This is a genomic window from Actinomyces respiraculi (assembly GCF_014595995.2).
In the GTDB taxonomy this organism is placed as follows: Bacteria; Actinomycetota; Actinomycetes; order Actinomycetales; family Actinomycetaceae; genus Actinomyces; species Actinomyces respiraculi.
Window position 1 is genome coordinate 2,349,357 of the sequence record NZ_CP063989.1, and the last position, 15,709, is coordinate 2,365,065.

The window sequence follows — 15,709 nt, forward strand, 5'->3', positions numbered from 1 at the left end:
CCCCACCACCCGGGGCGGCAACCGGCTCCGGCTCCGCACAGGCCGCGACAAGCATCGCGGTACCCACAGCGGCCGAGCCCATGAGGACCACCCGGCGGGTCACAAGTGCACAGGACTTCATGACAATGTCACTTCCTACGTGATAGCGGCCGGTCAAGGCACCGGCCATGGAGAGCCTCACGAGAGCCGCTGCTCGGCGGAAGGCCCATCCTTCTCAGTCCTCTACGGGGATGTCGGTGAGGCGGGCCACCACGCCTCTATCCTTTTGGCCGTAGCCGGGAAGGTCCAGGGTGACGGTGTCCTGGCCCGTATCCGGCCACACCACCCCCAGCAGGATGGTGCCGTTCTCCTCGCTCGCGGCCAGGGAGATCGTCGTCGCCGGGATGTATCCCTTCGGCGACTCGTACTGGGCGGCCATGACCCGTGTCCCACCCTGCAGCAGGGTGAACGACGCCGTACCAGCCCCTGCCACGATTCCACGCCACTGTTCCGACAGCGGCACCGGCAGTCTGAACCTGTCGATCGAGGTAATGAGGCTGGCGCCGGACGGGGTCAGCTCGACATTACCCACCAGCCACGAGCCCACCCGCCTGACCCGCGGCAGAGCGATGTGAAGCATCGTCCCCTCAGTACCAGGATCAGCCACGTCCACACCCCGAGCCCCGATGCCCACCGCACCCTTGGCCTCAGGCACCGGCCCCTGCGAACGCATGACCCGCCGGGCGCTCTCAGCCTCCGACGCATCCGACGGCTCAGCCAGCACCTCCACCCGACGATTGGCCGCCCTGGCCTCATCACTCGTGCCCTCCACACGAGGCTCACTCTCACCCCTGCCCACCACAGACACGTTCCACTTACCCAGGTCCGTCAACGACCCCAGCCGGTCAGCCACAGCCTGCGCACGACGCTCCGACAAACCCTGGTTATAGGCATCATCCGCCACATCATCCGTATGACCCGTGATAGTCATGGCGCCCCCGGAGGGGTAGAACCCCAGCTGCTCGGTCACACCCGCCAGCACCGCATCCGCCTGCGCACTCAGCTCAGCCGAGTCCACAGCGAACGCCACGTCACCCGCGACAGTCACCGTCACCGTGCCGTCACCTGTGCTCGTCTCCGACGACCCATCCGCCGCCGCCGTGAACGACGACAGCACAAACGGCCCAGCAATTGAGTCATCGATCTCGGCCTCCTCGATCGCACCCGCCGCATCGAACTCCGCCTGGGCTGCATCCACCACCGGCACACCCGTCACCACTCCCAGGTTCGGCAGCAGCACCGTCACCGACTCCAGACCCGCCGGGACCTCACCGAAGGTCGGCATGAGCACAATGCCCTCCTCCTCGGTCCACGGCTTGGCAATGATGCTGGACAGGTCCGTCTCGCCCCACACCCTCGCCTCAGGCTCCGTCAACGACATCACCAGCACCCCCTGCATCGTGGACGGCCCTCCGGTCCACCCCCCAAGGGAAGCCGCGACGGCGATGCGCTCGCCCTCCGTCGTCAGCCGCAGGCGCAGCACCGAGCGCGCCCCCACCCGCACCAACGGACCCACCTCCACACGCGTGGCCACCGCGTCCACACTCGTCTCCAGCACCACCGACGACGCACCCGCCGACGCAGACGCAGCAGCAGACGCAGAAGCGGACACCGCCCCCGACGAGGCCGACGCCGACGTCGCCACACCGTCAGGCTCCGAGCCCTTCGAGCACGCAGCAGCACCCGCCACCACCAGCACCGGCACAACAAGAGCACCACGACGACTCAGCACCACGGACATCACAACTCCTCACACGGGAATCAGGACGATGGCACAGCACCCGGGCACGTGAGGCAGCCGCGCCATGAGCGATACACCAGTCAACCGGGGACCACCACAGCGGGACGCCGGTCACCTCGACCCTATTCGACGGTGATCACCGCACCCATGGGGAGTGCTCCCCGCGAGCGGGTCCAGGCCGTCACACCCGCCTCGGGAAACGTGGCGTCGCCGTCGGCGGCGTCGGTATCGGCGGCCCGTGGGCTCAGTCCTCTGCGACGACGGCGAGCACGAGGTCCCTACGCAAGCCCTCCAGTCTCTGCATCACGAGCACGGGAAGGTCGCTGAGGCCTCCGCCGGCGCGCGCAGAGGGAGGCAGGACCGCTGCGAGAACAGCGTCGATGCTCCAGGCAGTGCTGCCGTCACTGAGGTCGGCCGCCAACAGCTGCCGGGTCCGGCTGCCTCCGGCGTCGGCGTCACCCACCTGGACGAGCAGGGCAGTGTCGTCACCCACAAGGCCCAAGGGCCTGAGCACACAGGTCTCGCCGCTCTCGCGCTCGGGCAGCGCGAGGGCGACGCCGTCGGCACTGATGGAGCAGGATCTCGTGCTCACGGTGAGGGTGACGGAGCGCCGGGCACCGCGCACCGTCACCGCCTCCTTGTCTGTGGAGGCGGTGCCCAGCAGTTCGATGAGCTCCTGGGCGCTGAGGTCCCCGGAGGCAACCCAGCCGGTGCGCCGCAGGCTCGTGCGCACCTCCCCCGCGAGCGCGCCGTCGGCGCCGTAGACGGACCAGGTGCCCGAGGTCTCGTCGTGCACGTAGAAGGTCTGGGGGCCGACGTCGATACCCACCCCTCCGGGAAGGGGCTCGTCCCACTCGGGCTCGGAGTCCAGGGCTCGCGTGAGCAGGACGGTGCCGGTGTCGGCACTGAGGACGACGAGCTTGTCCTCGTCGCTCTCCCAGGTGACGACGAAGCCGTTGTCGACGTACCCGCCCGTGTAGTTCCCGTAGGCGCGCCAGGTCTCGGCACCGGTGGTACCCAGGCCGACGAGGGCGCCGCTGTAGTAGCCGTCGATGACGACCGCTGTCTGCTCGCTCGCTCCCAGCAGCTGACGCTTCTGGGGGCCGGGCACGGCCTTCTCCGTCCCGTCGAGGGAGACCAGGATGTCCCCGCCGTCGCTGCCACTGCGGTGACACAGCAGGTCGTTGGCGTTCCAGAAGGTGGCGGAGGAGCACTTACCCTCCCACGCGGGGGCCTCGTTGCTGCTGGACAGATCGTGCAGGCGCCACATGTTGCCGTCGTGGGATGTGACCAGGGCACCGCCGCCCGGGGCGACCAGCAGCCTGCCGACGTCGGCAACCGTCTGGATCTGTGTGGCGCGTCCGGGAGCGGGCAGGGCCGTGAGGTCGACAGCCTCGGGCTGGCGGTGGGTCCACCACCAGGTCCCCGCCCCGGCCAGGGCGATGACGAGCACGAGCACGGCGACCACCAGCCCGCCACGACGGCGCCGGGTGCCAGGGGCCCGCACCGCGGACGGTGCGGAAGGCGTCAGGGACTGGGCCGACGGCGCCCCATACGGGGACGGCGAGGAGGGGACGGGTGCGGGCCCCCAGGGCTGAGGTGCGCCTCCGGGCACCGGGAGCGCCCCGGCGTACTGAGTCGCGGTCACCTGCTCGTCGACGGTGGCGGAGAGCCCGGCCCCAGCCCCACCGGTCACAGCCACGCCGGCACTGCCTGCACTGCCGACACCGCTGGGGAGAGTCGCCTGCTCGCCGTCGGCCAGCACCGCGTCCCACTCGTAGGGCCGCAGGGACGGGTGGGAGGCGGGTGGCGTGCTGAGGGCGGCAGGGACGGGCAGCCCGGCCAGCACCGTCGTCAGCGTCTCCAGGCTCTGGGCCACCTCGAGGGCGGTCGGCCGGGCCGCAGGGTCCTTGATGAGCATCGAGGTGAGCACCGACCACAAGGGGTCCGGCATGCCGTCGGGACGCCCGGGGTCGCGTCGGGCGTGCTGGGACAGGACCTGACCCGCTGATCCGGTGAAGGGCGTCACCCCGCAGGCCACCTCGTACAGGACGATGCCGAGGGAGTAGACGTCCGCAGCCGAGGTCGGCGGGCGGGAGTCGAGCACCTCCGGGGCCATGTACAGGGGTGTGCCCACCGAGGCGGTCGTGTGGGTGGAGCTGATCGTCTCCGTCAGCCGCGCGACGCCGAAGTCCGCCAGCCGCGGCGTGAAGTGGGTATCAACCCCGACCGCCACGGTGTCACCGGCGGGCACCGCGGTCACCGCATCGGCCCCCCGCCCCGGGGCGCAGGCGTCCCAGTCGATGAGCACGTTGGCGGGCTTGACGTCCCGGTGGACGATGCCTGCGGCGTGCACCGCCGCCAGGCCGCGGGCGAGGAGCGCCCCCACGCGCGCCGTCTCCGCGGGCGCGAAGGGTCCGCTGGAGGAGACGAGCCCGCGCAGGTCACCGCCGTCCACGTAGGTCATGACGATGGCGAAGGTCCGGCCCTCGACGACCATGTCACGCACGCCGACGACGTAGGGCGAGCTCACCCGCATGAGGGTGGCGCGTTCCTTGAGGAAGCGCTCCAGGATGTAGTCGTCGTCCGGGTCCGTGGTCAGGAGCTTGACGGCCAGGGTCTCGTCCGGGGCGTTGACGTTGTGCGCCCGCCATACCTCACCCTGGGCGCCGGAGCCGATACGGGCGTCCAGGACGTAGGAACTGCCCAGCCGCCGAGCTTCGGAGCCTGATGGCTCGTTCATGGGGATCCTTAGGGTCGGAGTCGTCGGCCCAAGGCTACCGGGCATCACCTGCGTCCACACTCCGACGGCGGCAGGCGGCGCCGGGCGGGACGACGCCGTCGGCCACCCCCGTGAGGGACGACGACGCCGGCCGCCCTCCTTTCGAGGGACGGCCGGCGTACGCGGTCGGTCAGGCGTTCAGGCCTTGGCAATGTCGAGCGGGATGCCCGGACCCATGGTCGTGGTCATCGTCGCCTTGAGGACGTAACGGCCCTTGGAGGTGGAGGGCTTGAGGCGCAGGACCTCGTCCAGGGCGGCCTGGAAGTTCTCCACCAGCTGCTCCTCGGTGAAGGAGGACTTGCCGATGACAAAGTTGAGGTTGGCGGCACGGTCCACACGGAACTCGATGCGGCCGCCCTTGATGTCGGTGACCGCCTTGGCCACGTCCATCGTCACGGTGCCGGTCTTCGGGTTGGGCATGAGGCCACGGGGGCCGAGCACGCGGCCCAGGCGGCCGACCTTGCCCATGAGGTCCGGGGTGGCGACGGCGGCGTCGAAGTCCGTCCATCCGCCGGCGACCTTCTCGATGAGCTCGTCGCCGCCGACCTCGTCGGCGCCCGCGGCGAGGGCCTGCTCGGCCCTCTCACCCTGGGCGAAGACGATGACGCGGGCGGTCTTACCAGTACCGTGCGGCAGGGACACGGTGCCACGCACCATCTGGTCGGCCTTGCGGGGGTCAACGCCCAGTCGAAGGACGACATCCACGGTGGCGTCGAACTTCGTGATGGACGTCGCCTTGGCGAGTTTCACGGCCTCGGCCGGGGTGTAGAGGATCCCGGACTGGATCTTCTCAGCGGCGGCGCGGTAGGCCTTGCTGCGCTTGGTCATCTGCTTCTCCTTGCAGTCGTGGTGTGCGGGCCGCGCATGGCCCTTCCACGGTGGTTGTGGTGGGGTGGGTCGCGCCTCAGGCGACCGTGATGCCCATCGAGCGGGCGGTGCCGGCGATGATGGCGGCGGCGGCGTCGATGTCGTTGGCGTTGAGGTCGGCCATCTTGGTGGAGGCGATCTCCTTGACCTGGTCCATCGTCAGCGTGCCGACCTTGGCGGAGTGGGGCGTGGCGGAGCCCTTGGCGACGCCGGCAGCCTTCTTGATGAGCTCGGCGGCCGGCGGGGTCTTCGTCACGAAGGTGAAGGAGCGGTCCTCGTAGACCGTGATCTCCACCGGGATGACATTGCCGCGCTGCGACTCGGTCGCAGCGTTGTACGCCTTGCAGAACTCCATGATGTTGACGCCGTGCTGACCGAGCGCGGGGCCGATCGGCGGGGCGGGGTTGGCCTGGCCGGCCTGGATCTGGAGCTTGATGAGCCCAGAGACCTTCTTCTTGGGAGCCATGTAGGGGTCCTTCTTGTCCGGAACACTGCACGCCTGCCGTGCAGTAGTGCTCGCGCCTGGAGAAGCGCGCACGCACAAGGACTGATCCTAGCCCCTGGCAAGGGGCCTGACCGTGTCCGGTGTGCGTTATCACAGGCGCGGGGCCTGTGACACGCGGTGCCCCCGTCCCACGCAGGGACGGGGGCACCGCGAGGTCGGGGGTCGTATCAGATCTTGGCGATCTGGGCGAAGGAGAGCTCGGCCGGGGTGTCGCGGCCGAAGATCGAGATGAGGACCTGAACCTTCTGGGTCTCGGGGTGGATCTCCGAGATGGTCGCAGGCAGCGACTCGAAGGGTCCATCGGTGACGATGACGGACTCGCCGACACTGAAGGCGACCTCGTAGACGGTGCCGCCCTCGACGACCTGGGTCAGAGCGCCCTCGTGCGGGTTCTCGTTGGCGCTGGCGGCCTGCTTGGCGGCGATCTCCTCCGGCGTGGGGCCGAGCTGGGAGACGGCCTCGTCGAAGGTCAGCGGGACCGGATTGTAGCGGTCGCCGACGAAGCCGGTGACGGCCGGGGTGTCCTTGATGGTGCGCCAGACGCGGTCAGAGGTCTCCGGGTCGTCCAGGTCCATGCGCACGAACACGTAGCCGGGGATGCGCACTCGGGAGACCTCCTTCTTCCTGCCGGCGTTCTTGACCTCGACGACCGTCTCCATGGGCACGAGGGCGTCGAAGACGTAGTCCTGGACCTCGAAGTTCTCCGCGCGGGCCATGATGTCGGCGGCGACGCGGCGCTCGTAGCCGGAGTAGGTGTGCAGGACGTACCACTCGCCCGGCAGCGAGGACATGTGCGTGCGGAACTCCTCGACAGGGTCGGGGGTCGGCTCAACCTGGGGCGCCTCGGCGGCCTCGACGGTCTCCTCGGGGAGGGTCTCCTCGGACACGGTTACCTGCTTTCCTCAGTATGGGGGCGTGCGGTGCGGGTCAGGCGAACAGCCACATGACGAGGCGATCGAAGACCAGGTCGAGCACGCCGGTGAAGGCCATGATGGCGACGATGAAGACGACGACGACGGTGAAGTAGGTCCACAGCTCCTTCGACGTCGGCCAGACGACCTTGCGAAGCTCGTCGACGACCTCGCGCAGGAAGCGGGGGACGCGGCCGATCAGGCTGGTCCTCGTGTTCTGCTTGCCCTTGGCGACGGCATTACCTTCGCTCATGCGTGTACTTCCTCGGGGGGTGGTCGGTCTCGTTCAGCGTCCGGCGTGCGGGCGAGAGGACGGAGCCGACGGGATCTCCCGACAGATCCGCCGTTCTCAGCAGGGCAGGCGGGACTCGAACCCACAACCGCCGGTTTTGGAGACCGGTGCGCTACCAATTGCGCCACTGCCCTTCAGCGGTGCCTCATCCTGCCACACGGACCGCGGATCGGGAAATCTCCCCGCCGTGGGCTGCACCACGTGCCTTGTACAGGGTAACATCAGATTATCTGACGTCTGACAGGCTGAGTGCAGGCTGAGTGTCTGACAGGCCGAGCCCTGTCACGCCCTCACACCTGCCACGTACGCACGACCGCAGCGACCCAGAGCCGTCTCAACGAGGAGAGCCATGCCCACAACCCCCTACGCCATCCTCGGCGCCTACGCCTCCCTGCCCGCCACCCGCGAGCAGACCGAGGAGTACTACCGCCTCCTGGGCACCATTCCCGGCGTGCGCGGCCTCGAGATTCCCTTCATCGACGACCTCGGTGACCTGCCCTGGCTCGCCGCCCAGCTCGCCCCCGCCTGGGACCGCAACGTCGTCACCGCCATCCCGGGCACCATGATGCGCGTCTGGGCGACCGGCACCTTCGGTCTGGCCTCCACCGACGCCGAGGGCCGCGCCGCCGCACTCGCCTTCACCCGGCAGGTGCGCGACGGCGTCGAAGCGCTGCGAGAGGCCGTCGGCCGCGACGTCGTCGCCGGCGTCGAGCTGCACTCGGCCCCCTCCGGCGCCCCGGGCACCGCCCACGACGCCCGCGCCTTCGGCGAGTCCCTCGTCGAGGTGGCTGACTGGGACTGGGGCGGCGCCACCCTGCTCGTCGAGCACTGCGACGCCTTCGTCTCCCCCGAACGCGGCGAGAAGCGCATGCTCACCATCGAGGCCGAGCTCGAGGTCATCACCGCCCTGCACCGCCCCGACGTGCGCATGACGATCAACTGGGGACGCAGCGCGGTTGAGGGCCACGACAGCACCCTCCCCCTGGAGCACGTGCGCCTGGTCCGGTCCGCCGGCCTCCTCGAGGGCGTGACCTTCTCCGGCGCCGGCCCCGTGGACACCCGCTACGCCAAGGCCTGGATGGACGGGCACCTGCCGATGGACGTCGACGAGCCGGGCTCGGTCATGAGCGCCGAGGACGTGCGCGACTGCGCCCTGGCGGCCCTGTCCCCCGAGGAATCTTCGGCTCCCGCGGCCCGCTACCTTGGGTGCAAGTGCCAGGTCCCCGCCGAGGCGGACCTCCACCAGCGCGCCGCGATGCTGCGTCGTGTCCTCGAGGCCACAGGCGTCGCCTTCTGACCCCCGCCGCCCCGAGCGTCGGGAAGAGGCCGTCGGGTGGGCCCCTCCGTGTGGAGGGACCCGCCCGACGGTCTTCCTGGTGCGTGCAACACGTCCGCCTGGCGTGTCGCGTCCTGACGTGGAGGACATGTCGGGCGCGTCGCCGGGGCGTATGGGAGCATGAGTGACGTGACTACAGCACCTCAGTCCCGTGTCTCCGCACGCCTGTCCGCCATCGCCCCCTCCGCCACGCTCGTCGTCGACGCCAAGGCCAAGGCCCTTAAGGCCGCCGGCCACCCGGTCATCGGTTTCGGTGCCGGCGAGCCAGACTTCGCCACCCCCGAGTACATCGTCGAGGCCGCCGTCGCCGCGGCCAAGGACCCCGCCAACCACAAGTACACCCCCGCCAAGGGCATGACCGCCCTGCGTGAGGCCGTGGCCGCCAAGACGCTGCGCGACTCCGGCTACGAGGTCTCCCCCGACGATGTCATCATCACCAACGGCGGCAAGCAGGCCGTCTATGAGGCCTTCGCCGCCATCGTCGACCCGGGCGACGAGGTCATCCTGCCCGCCCCCTACTGGGTCACCTACCCCGAGTGCATCCGGCTTGCCGGCGGCACCCCCGTCGAGGTCTTCGCCGGCGCCGACCAGGGCTACAAGGTCACCGTCGACCAGCTCGAGGCCGCCCGCACCGAGCGCACCAAGGCCGTGCTCGTGTGCTCGCCGTCGAACCCGACGGGTGCCGTCTACACGCCCGCTGAGCTCACCGCCATCGGCCAGTGGGCCCTCGAGCACGGCGTGTGGGTCATCAGCGACGAGATCTACGAGCACCTGCTCTACGACGGTGCTGAGGCCGCCCACATCGTTGCCCTGGTCCCCGAACTGGCCGACCAGACGATCGTCCTTAACGGCGTCGCCAAGACCTACGCGATGACCGGCTGGCGCGTGGGCTGGATGATCAGCCCCTCCGACGTCACCACAGCCGCCACCAACCTCCAGTCGCACCTGAGCTCGAACGTCGCCAACGTCTCCCAGGTCGCCGCGCTGGCCGCCGTCAGCGGGGATCTGTCCGCCGTCCACGAGATGCGTGAGGCCTTCGACCGGCGCCGTCTGCTCATGGTGAGCATGCTGCGCCAGATCGACGGGCTCGTCGTGCCCGTGCCGCAGGGCGCCTTCTACGCCTACCCGAGCATCGAGGGCCTGCTGGGCCGGAGCCTGCGCGGCACGGTCATCGACTCCTCCATGACCCTGGCGAACCTCATCCTCGAGCACGCCGAGGTCGCCGTCGTGCCCGGCGAGGCCTTCGGCCGCTCCGGCTACCTGCGCCTGTCCTACGCCACGAGCGACGCCAACATCACCGAGGGCGTCGCCCGCCTCCAGCAGCTCCTCGCAGAAGCCCACTGACGACTCTGATGACTCTGATGACTCTGACGACTCACTGAGGCCCAGTCCCGCCTGCCTCGAACCCTCGAACGGTGGGGTTGTCCGACAGCGATGGGTCGGGTTCGGCGACTCGTGTCAGTGGGCCCCGCGGCGGGCCTGGATCTCACGCGCCTGGGCGAGCCACAACTCAGCCCTGGCCAGACGGCCCTCCGCGTCCGGACGCCACGGACCGCCGTCGTCACGACGCGCACCGGCCACAAGCGAGAGCACGACACCTGCGCAACGCGCACGCAGCGCCACCGGGTCCACCTGGGCCTCGGCCAGCCGGGCCCAGGTCTCCAGGACGGGGCGTAGATGCGGGTAGGAGGCGGGGGCGAGATGGTCGAGGACGCTCACGTGCCCGAGCAGGCAGGCCAGGTCGTCCACCCGGTGGCCGGGTCCCAGGGAGTCGACGTCGAGCAGCGAGGCGACGCCCTCCCCCTCCATGAGGACATTGGCCTCGTAGAAGTCGCCGTGGACCGGCACGACGGGCCCGGGGTCGGAGGCGGCCATGAGCTGCTCGACACCCTCGGCCACCGCCCGGGCGCGGGCGGCGTGCTCAGGCAGGACGGTGGCGGCGGCGTGGGCGTAGTGCCGGGCACGCTCGGACCAGGCCGGGTGCCGCTCCAGGGTCAGGGCGGACTGGGGCAGGGAGTCGAGCAGGGCCGTGAGCGAGGAGAACACCCTCTCAGCCTGGGCGGCGTCCATCCCGCGCGAGAGCAGGCCCGAGAGGGCCACGCCCTGCCCGGCGGACAGCAGGACGAGACCGTCGGGGTCATCGCGCAGGACCTCGGGCGCGGGCACCCCGGCGGCGCGCAGCATGCGGTGGCGCTGGGCGAAGGCGGCCGAGACGGCCGGCCGCAGGACCTTGGCGTAGGAGGTGGAGCCGTCGCGGTAGGTCACGCGCACCACGGCCCGGCGGGTGGGGCGGTAGGCGACCATCGTGGCCTTCACCGGTGAGCCGAGGCGCCGCGACAGGAGCGAGGGGGTGCAGGCCACCGTCAGGGCGGGCAGCTCGGGGTCGGCGGGGTGGCGCCACACGTGCACGGTTGGGCCGTCGCCGCCGGTCGGGGCGACGCGGTTGACGCCGACGGCCTGTGGGTTGGACAGCCGCGCTGTCGTCGCGCACAGGTACTCGGTGCTGCTACTGCCGTTGGGGGAGGCGACGACGGCGGTGTAGCCGACGCTCACGCCCGCGCCGGGGCGGTGGTGGACGGAGTGGACCTCCCAGGAGAGCAGCTGCTGGTGCGTGGGAGCCAGGGCCGCGGCGAGCACCGAGGCGGCGCGGGGGCCGGTGAGGAGGGCGACCTCCTCCGGCTCCTGGCGGGCGTTGCTCATGGGAACAGTCTGCCTCACGCCCCCGTGCGGACGTCACCCCGGGGCGGGCATCACACCCCAGTGCGGACCTCGCCCCGAGGCGGCGGGGCCGGACTATGCCCGCGCTCCCGGCACGGTGCGACGGCGTGGGACAATCCCCGCATGCGTGACCTCGCCTCCCTGCCGAAGGCGCATCTGCACCTGCACTTCACGGGCTCCATGCGCCTGGACACGCTGGTCGACCTCGCCCAGGCCTCACGCACGCGCCTGCCCTCGTCCTTCATCGACGGCGACCCCCTGCGCGTGCCGGCGGACCACCGCGGCTGGTTCCGCTTCCAGCGCGCCTACGACACGGCCCGTCACCTGGTCACCACCGAGGAGGTCATGCGCCGCATCGTCCTCGAGGCCGCCCTCGACGACGCCGCCGAGGGCTCGCGGCGCCTGGAGATCCAGGTGGACCCGACCTCCTACGCGCCCTTCGTCGGTGGCATCACCCCGGCGCTCGAGATCATCCTCGACTCGGCCCAGCAGGCCACCATCCTTTCCGGGGTGGAGGTTGCCGTCATCGTCGCCGCCTCGCGCGTCCGCCACCCGCTGGACGCCCGCACGCTCGCCCGGCTGGCGGTGCGCTACGCGGGTGACGAGCCGGGCACCGTCGTCGGATTCGGACTGTCCAACGACGAGAGGGCGGGGCACACGGCCTCGTGGGGACCGGCCTTCCGCATCGCGCGCCAGGCCGGCCTGGCCTCCCTGCCGCACGGCGGTGAGCTCCTAGGGCCCGAGCACGTGCGCGACGTCGTCAACGCGCTGGGCCCGACCCGCCTGGGGCACGGGGTGCGCACGAGTGAGGACCCGGCCCTGCTCGACGCCGTCGTCGCCGCCGGCATCAGCCTGGAGGTGTGCCCGGCGTCGAACGTGAGCCTGGGGGTGTACCACGAGCCCGGGGACGTGCCGCTGGGCACGCTGCTCGAGCACGGCGCGCAGGTCGCGTTGGGCGCCGACGACCCCCTGCTGTTCCGCTCGCGTCTGACGGCGCAGTACGAGATCGCCCGGTCCCTTGGCCTGGATGACGCCGCCCTGGCGGAGCTGGCGCGGGCGTCGATCCGCGCCTCACTGGCCTCGCCCTCCTCCAAGGCCCGGTGGCTGAGCGAGGTGGACGCCTGGCTGGCGGCCCCCGACCCGACGACGAGCCCCGACCCGACGACGAGCGGGGGCGCCGCGCCATGAGCCGTCCCACGCTCAAGGACATCGCCGAGGCGACGGGCTACTCGGTGTCCACGGTCTCGCGCGCGCTCGCCGACAGCCCTCAGATCAGCGAGCGCACCCGCCACCACATCCACGAGGTCTCACGCAGGCTCGGCTACCAGGCCGATCCGATCGGGAGCCTGCTGCGCACCCCGCGTCCGCGCGTCATCGGCCTGCTGTGCGTCCTGAGCCAGGAGCTGCACGTCGTCTACCACGACCACCTGCTGGCGCAGGCCGAGGCCCGCAACCTGCGCATGGTCACCGAGAGCGTCGGCCCGTTCCGCAGCGCCGTCGACGCCATCCACAATCTTCGCCGGCTCAGGTGCCAGACGCTCATCGTCATCGACCCGGCCACGGCGGCGGGGGCGCTGGACGCGCTGGGGGACGACGCCGTGGTCATCGGCCAGGAACGCGCCGTCGTCGGCGCCGACCTCGTCACGAGCGACAACACGCGAGGCATGGACCAGCTCATCGCCCATCTGACGGGGCTGGGGCACCGTCGACTGGTCTATGTCGACTCTGCGCCGGGGGCCTCCGCCTCGGCCAGGCGCACCGCCTTCGTGCGCGCGGCGACGAGTGCGGGGCTCTCCTTCGACGTCGTCGAGGGCGGCTCCGACGTCGATGCCGGGCTGTTAGCCGTCGCCCCCCTCCTGGAGGCGGGAGGTCCGCTCCACCCGGCGTCCTCCGACAGGCGCACGGCGCTCGTCTGCTACAACGACCACTGCGCCCAGGGGGCGATCATCGCCATGCTGCGCGCAGGCCTGCGGCCGGGCACAGACGTCTCGGTCGCCGGCGTCGACAACTCCCGCCTCGCGGCCTCGTCCGCCTTCGACCTGACGTCCATCGACCGCCGCCCCGAGGAGGTCGCCAGGCTGGCGGTGGACCTGGCCGAGGCCAGGGTCGCCTCTTCCCCGCCCGCCGGCGCCCCGCAGTCCCTCGTCGTCGACACCGCCCTGGTGACCCGTTCCTCGACGGGTCCGGCCCTGCGCTGAGGCGGGCCAGTGGGACCGCGGCGGGCTACTCGGCGTCGATCATGAGCCGGTGCAGGAGCTCGCGGTGGATCCTGCCGGGTGCCACAAGCACCGAGCCCTTCCACCTCAGGTCCAGGGGGGTGCCGTCCAGGCGGGTGAAGACCACTCCGAGCTCGGTGCAGATGAGGCTCGCCGCGGCGATGTCCCACGGGGAGACCCACATGTGCACGAAGGCCCCGGCCCGGCCCGCGGCCACCTCCACGCACTCCAGCGCGGCGGAGCCGTAGCGGCGGTGCCCGCGCGACTGCTCCAGGCAGCGTGCGAGCCTGGGCAGTGCCCACATCTCCTTGAGGTCGGTGATGATGACGGCGTCGGTAAAGCCGCGCTCGTCCTTCACCGGGGCGAGCCGTTCACCGTTGCACCACGCCCCGCCGGCACGCAGCGCCGTGTAGCACCGGGCGGGGACGACGTCCATGACGACGCCGAGCACGGGAACCCCGTCCTCGCACAGGGCCAGGGATATCGCGTAGTCGCGGTGCGTCTCGACGTAGTTCATCGTGCCGTCGATGGGGTCGAGCACCCAGACCCGCCCGTTCCAGGTCTCGACGTCGTGCCCCTCCTCACCGAGCAGCGGGTAGCCGGACTCGGCCAGCAGGCGCTCCGCGATGCACTCCTCGACACGACGGTCGACGGCGGTGACGAGGTCGTTGCGGTTGCTCTTGGTCGTTACCTGCAGGTCCTTACCCGGGTCGCGGGCAATGGCGGCGCCTTCCTCGACGACGCGGACGGCGAGCGCGAGCAGCTCCTCCAGACTCGGCGTCGTCGGCTCCACGGCCGGGGTGGCGGCGCGGCTCATGACTCGTCCTTCTGGGCGAAGGCGCGGTCGCTGCGGATGACGCGTTCCTCCAGGACGGCAACGACGACGAGGCAGGCAAGACCGACGATGGCCGAGACAATGAGGACGGTGAAGGTCGATCCCCAGCCATGCAGGGTGTGGCCCAGCACGTGGACGCCGTCCTTGGTCGGGTCGGCGATGCGTCCGAGCAGGACCTTGGCCATCGAGTCACCGAAGACGTAGCCGAAGGCGCGTGGCACGGCGTTGACGACGACGGTGGCGGTCTTGGGCGCGAAGCCGATGACGCAGATGCCGATGAGCGTCACCGGGCCGAAGATGAGGAAGCCGATGAGGAACAGGGAGACGTAGACGAGTGCGGGCGTGGTGGCCTGGGAGTACATCCAGATGGGGATGATGACCAGGCCGATGCCGATGGCGGCGGCCAGGGCGCGACGTCCACCCATCTTGTCCGAGGCGTAGCCCCACAGGAGGGAGCCCGCCAGGCCACCCACCTCGAGGCCGATGGTGGAGTTGACCGCGACATAGTCGGAGAACTTGAGCACGTCGTGGGTGTAGAGGACGTTCCAGTTGTCGATGCCGATGCGCACGCTGTAGGCGGCAACGTTGGCGATGCACAGGAACCACACCGCGGGGTTCTTCACGACATAGTCCATGAGGATGCGGCCCTTGGGGACGTCCTCGGTGACGACGTCGGCCTTGGACAGGGGCTCGCCGAAGATCTCCTCCGGTGTGTTCCAGCCCAGCTCGCAGGGATCGTCCTTGCCGTAGACGTACCCCCACACGCCGATGGGGATGGCAACGGCGGCCGGGACGACGAACATGCCGACGACGGAGCCGTGGAAGAGTGTGTTGGCACCCCACAGGGCCAGGGCTCCGGCGATGATGGCGCCAAGGTTGTGGGAGGCGTTCCACCAGCCGATGAAGCGTCCGCGCAGCCGTCTGGGTGTCCACCGGTTCATCGTGGAGTTGCAGCAGGGACCGCCGGGTGCCTGCACGAGCCCGTTGAGGGACCACAGCAGGATCATCCAGCCGTAGGGGCTGTGCACGAGGGCGAGGGTGAGGCCGATGAGCACGGAGATGACGCCGGAGCCGATGAGCAGGGCGGAGACGATCTTCTTCGTGTTGCGCCCGTCGATGAGGAAGCCGAGGATGAGGCCGCCGAAGCCGTAGGTCAGGGAGAATCCGAAACCGATGGCACCGAGCTGGGTGGTGGTCAGCCCCACCTGTTCGACGAGGAAGGGCTGGGCGGACTTGAAGTTGGTGCGCAGGAGGTAGAAGCCTCCGTAGCCGATGACGAGAACCGCGTAGGTCTTGAGGAACTCCCAGATCCAGCGCTTGCGCTGCATCTCAAGCGGTATCTGCCCCAGTTGCTTGGCGCGCAGCCCGAACAGGGCACTGATTGTGGTCACGATCCACCTCGTTGTGGTTCAAAACGATGCGTCGAGGCCGGAGGCTCGTGGGCACCGACGACAGGGACGAGGCACC

Annotated in this window: 13 protein-coding genes and 1 tRNA gene; 4 read left to right on the forward strand and 10 right to left on the reverse strand. The window is 70.4% G+C overall.

The features are described 5' to 3' along the window. Positions 1 to 214: 214 nt before the first annotated feature. The 7 genes from ID810_RS09815 to ID810_RS09845 all read right to left on the reverse strand — a co-directional run bounded on the left by ID810_RS09815 (position 215) and on the right by ID810_RS09845 (position 7,271). Complete coding sequence (locus ID810_RS09815; RefSeq protein WP_195858784.1) at positions 215 to 1,780, reverse strand: OmpA family protein; 1,566 nt, start codon at positions 1,778 to 1,780, stop codon at positions 215 to 217. 244 nt (positions 1,781 to 2,024) lie between these two features. Next, complete coding sequence (locus tag ID810_RS09820) at positions 2,025 to 4,523, reverse strand: serine/threonine-protein kinase (RefSeq protein WP_166857919.1); 2,499 nt, start codon at positions 4,521 to 4,523, stop codon at positions 2,025 to 2,027. Between the two features lie 177 nt (positions 4,524 to 4,700). After that, complete coding sequence (gene rplA / locus ID810_RS09825; protein ID WP_166857921.1) at positions 4,701 to 5,390, reverse strand: 50S ribosomal protein L1; 690 nt, start codon at positions 5,388 to 5,390, stop codon at positions 4,701 to 4,703. A gap of 76 nt (positions 5,391 to 5,466) precedes the next feature. After that, positions 5,467 to 5,895 carry a 50S ribosomal protein L11 gene (gene rplK, locus ID810_RS09830; protein WP_166857923.1) on the reverse strand — a complete coding sequence of 143 codons (429 nt, stop codon included), beginning with the start codon at positions 5,893 to 5,895 and terminating at the stop codon, positions 5,467 to 5,469. A 206-nt stretch (positions 5,896 to 6,101) separates the two neighbouring features. Then, positions 6,102 to 6,821 carry a transcription termination/antitermination protein NusG gene (nusG, locus tag ID810_RS09835; protein ID WP_166857925.1) on the reverse strand — a complete coding sequence of 240 codons (720 nt, stop codon included), beginning with the start codon at positions 6,819 to 6,821 and terminating at the stop codon, positions 6,102 to 6,104. Positions 6,822 to 6,861: 40 nt separating this feature from the next. Continuing rightward, positions 6,862 to 7,098 (reverse strand): preprotein translocase subunit SecE, encoded by a 237-nt coding sequence (gene secE, locus ID810_RS09840; protein WP_166857927.1) that lies wholly within the window; start codon positions 7,096 to 7,098, stop codon positions 6,862 to 6,864. A gap of 100 nt (positions 7,099 to 7,198) precedes the next feature. Beyond that, a tRNA-Trp gene (locus ID810_RS09845) sits at positions 7,199 to 7,271 on the reverse strand. 215 nt (positions 7,272 to 7,486) lie between these two features. Here ID810_RS09845 and ID810_RS09850 point away from each other — a divergent pair. Then, the gene (locus ID810_RS09850; protein WP_166857929.1) at positions 7,487 to 8,434 is read left to right on the forward strand and encodes a DUF4862 family protein; all 948 of its coding nucleotides are present in this window, start codon (positions 7,487 to 7,489) and stop codon (positions 8,432 to 8,434) included. Between the two features lie 168 nt (positions 8,435 to 8,602). Continuing rightward, entirely contained in the window at positions 8,603 to 9,817 is a 1,215-nt protein-coding gene (locus tag ID810_RS09855) for a pyridoxal phosphate-dependent aminotransferase (protein ID WP_188232625.1), read from the forward strand. Between the two features lie 114 nt (positions 9,818 to 9,931). On the opposite strand, the gene ID810_RS09860 is transcribed toward ID810_RS09855, so the two are convergent. After that, positions 9,932 to 11,173 carry a phosphotransferase gene (locus tag ID810_RS09860; protein ID WP_166857932.1) on the reverse strand — a complete coding sequence of 414 codons (1,242 nt, stop codon included), beginning with the start codon at positions 11,171 to 11,173 and terminating at the stop codon, positions 9,932 to 9,934. Between the two features lie 141 nt (positions 11,174 to 11,314). Here ID810_RS09860 and ID810_RS09865 point away from each other — a divergent pair, with 141 nt between their 5' ends. Continuing rightward, positions 11,315 to 12,379 carry an adenosine deaminase gene (locus tag ID810_RS09865; protein WP_167202918.1) on the forward strand — a complete coding sequence of 355 codons (1,065 nt, stop codon included), beginning with the start codon at positions 11,315 to 11,317 and terminating at the stop codon, positions 12,377 to 12,379. Next, positions 12,376 to 13,389 (forward strand): LacI family DNA-binding transcriptional regulator, encoded by a 1,014-nt coding sequence (locus ID810_RS09870; protein WP_166857936.1) that lies wholly within the window; start codon positions 12,376 to 12,378, stop codon positions 13,387 to 13,389. The genes ID810_RS09865 and ID810_RS09870 overlap by 4 nt, the downstream gene beginning before the upstream one ends. Before the next feature lie 25 nt (positions 13,390 to 13,414). Here ID810_RS09870 and ID810_RS09875 read toward each other — a convergent pair whose 3' ends face one another. Next, positions 13,415 to 14,224 carry an inositol monophosphatase family protein gene (locus ID810_RS09875; protein WP_166857938.1) on the reverse strand — a complete coding sequence of 270 codons (810 nt, stop codon included), beginning with the start codon at positions 14,222 to 14,224 and terminating at the stop codon, positions 13,415 to 13,417. Then, complete coding sequence (uhpT, locus tag ID810_RS09880; RefSeq protein WP_235931644.1) at positions 14,221 to 15,633, reverse strand: hexose-6-phosphate:phosphate antiporter; 1,413 nt, start codon at positions 15,631 to 15,633, stop codon at positions 14,221 to 14,223. Before uhpT ends, ID810_RS09875 begins: the two co-directional genes overlap by 4 nt. Between the last annotated feature and the right edge of the window lie 76 nt (positions 15,634 to 15,709).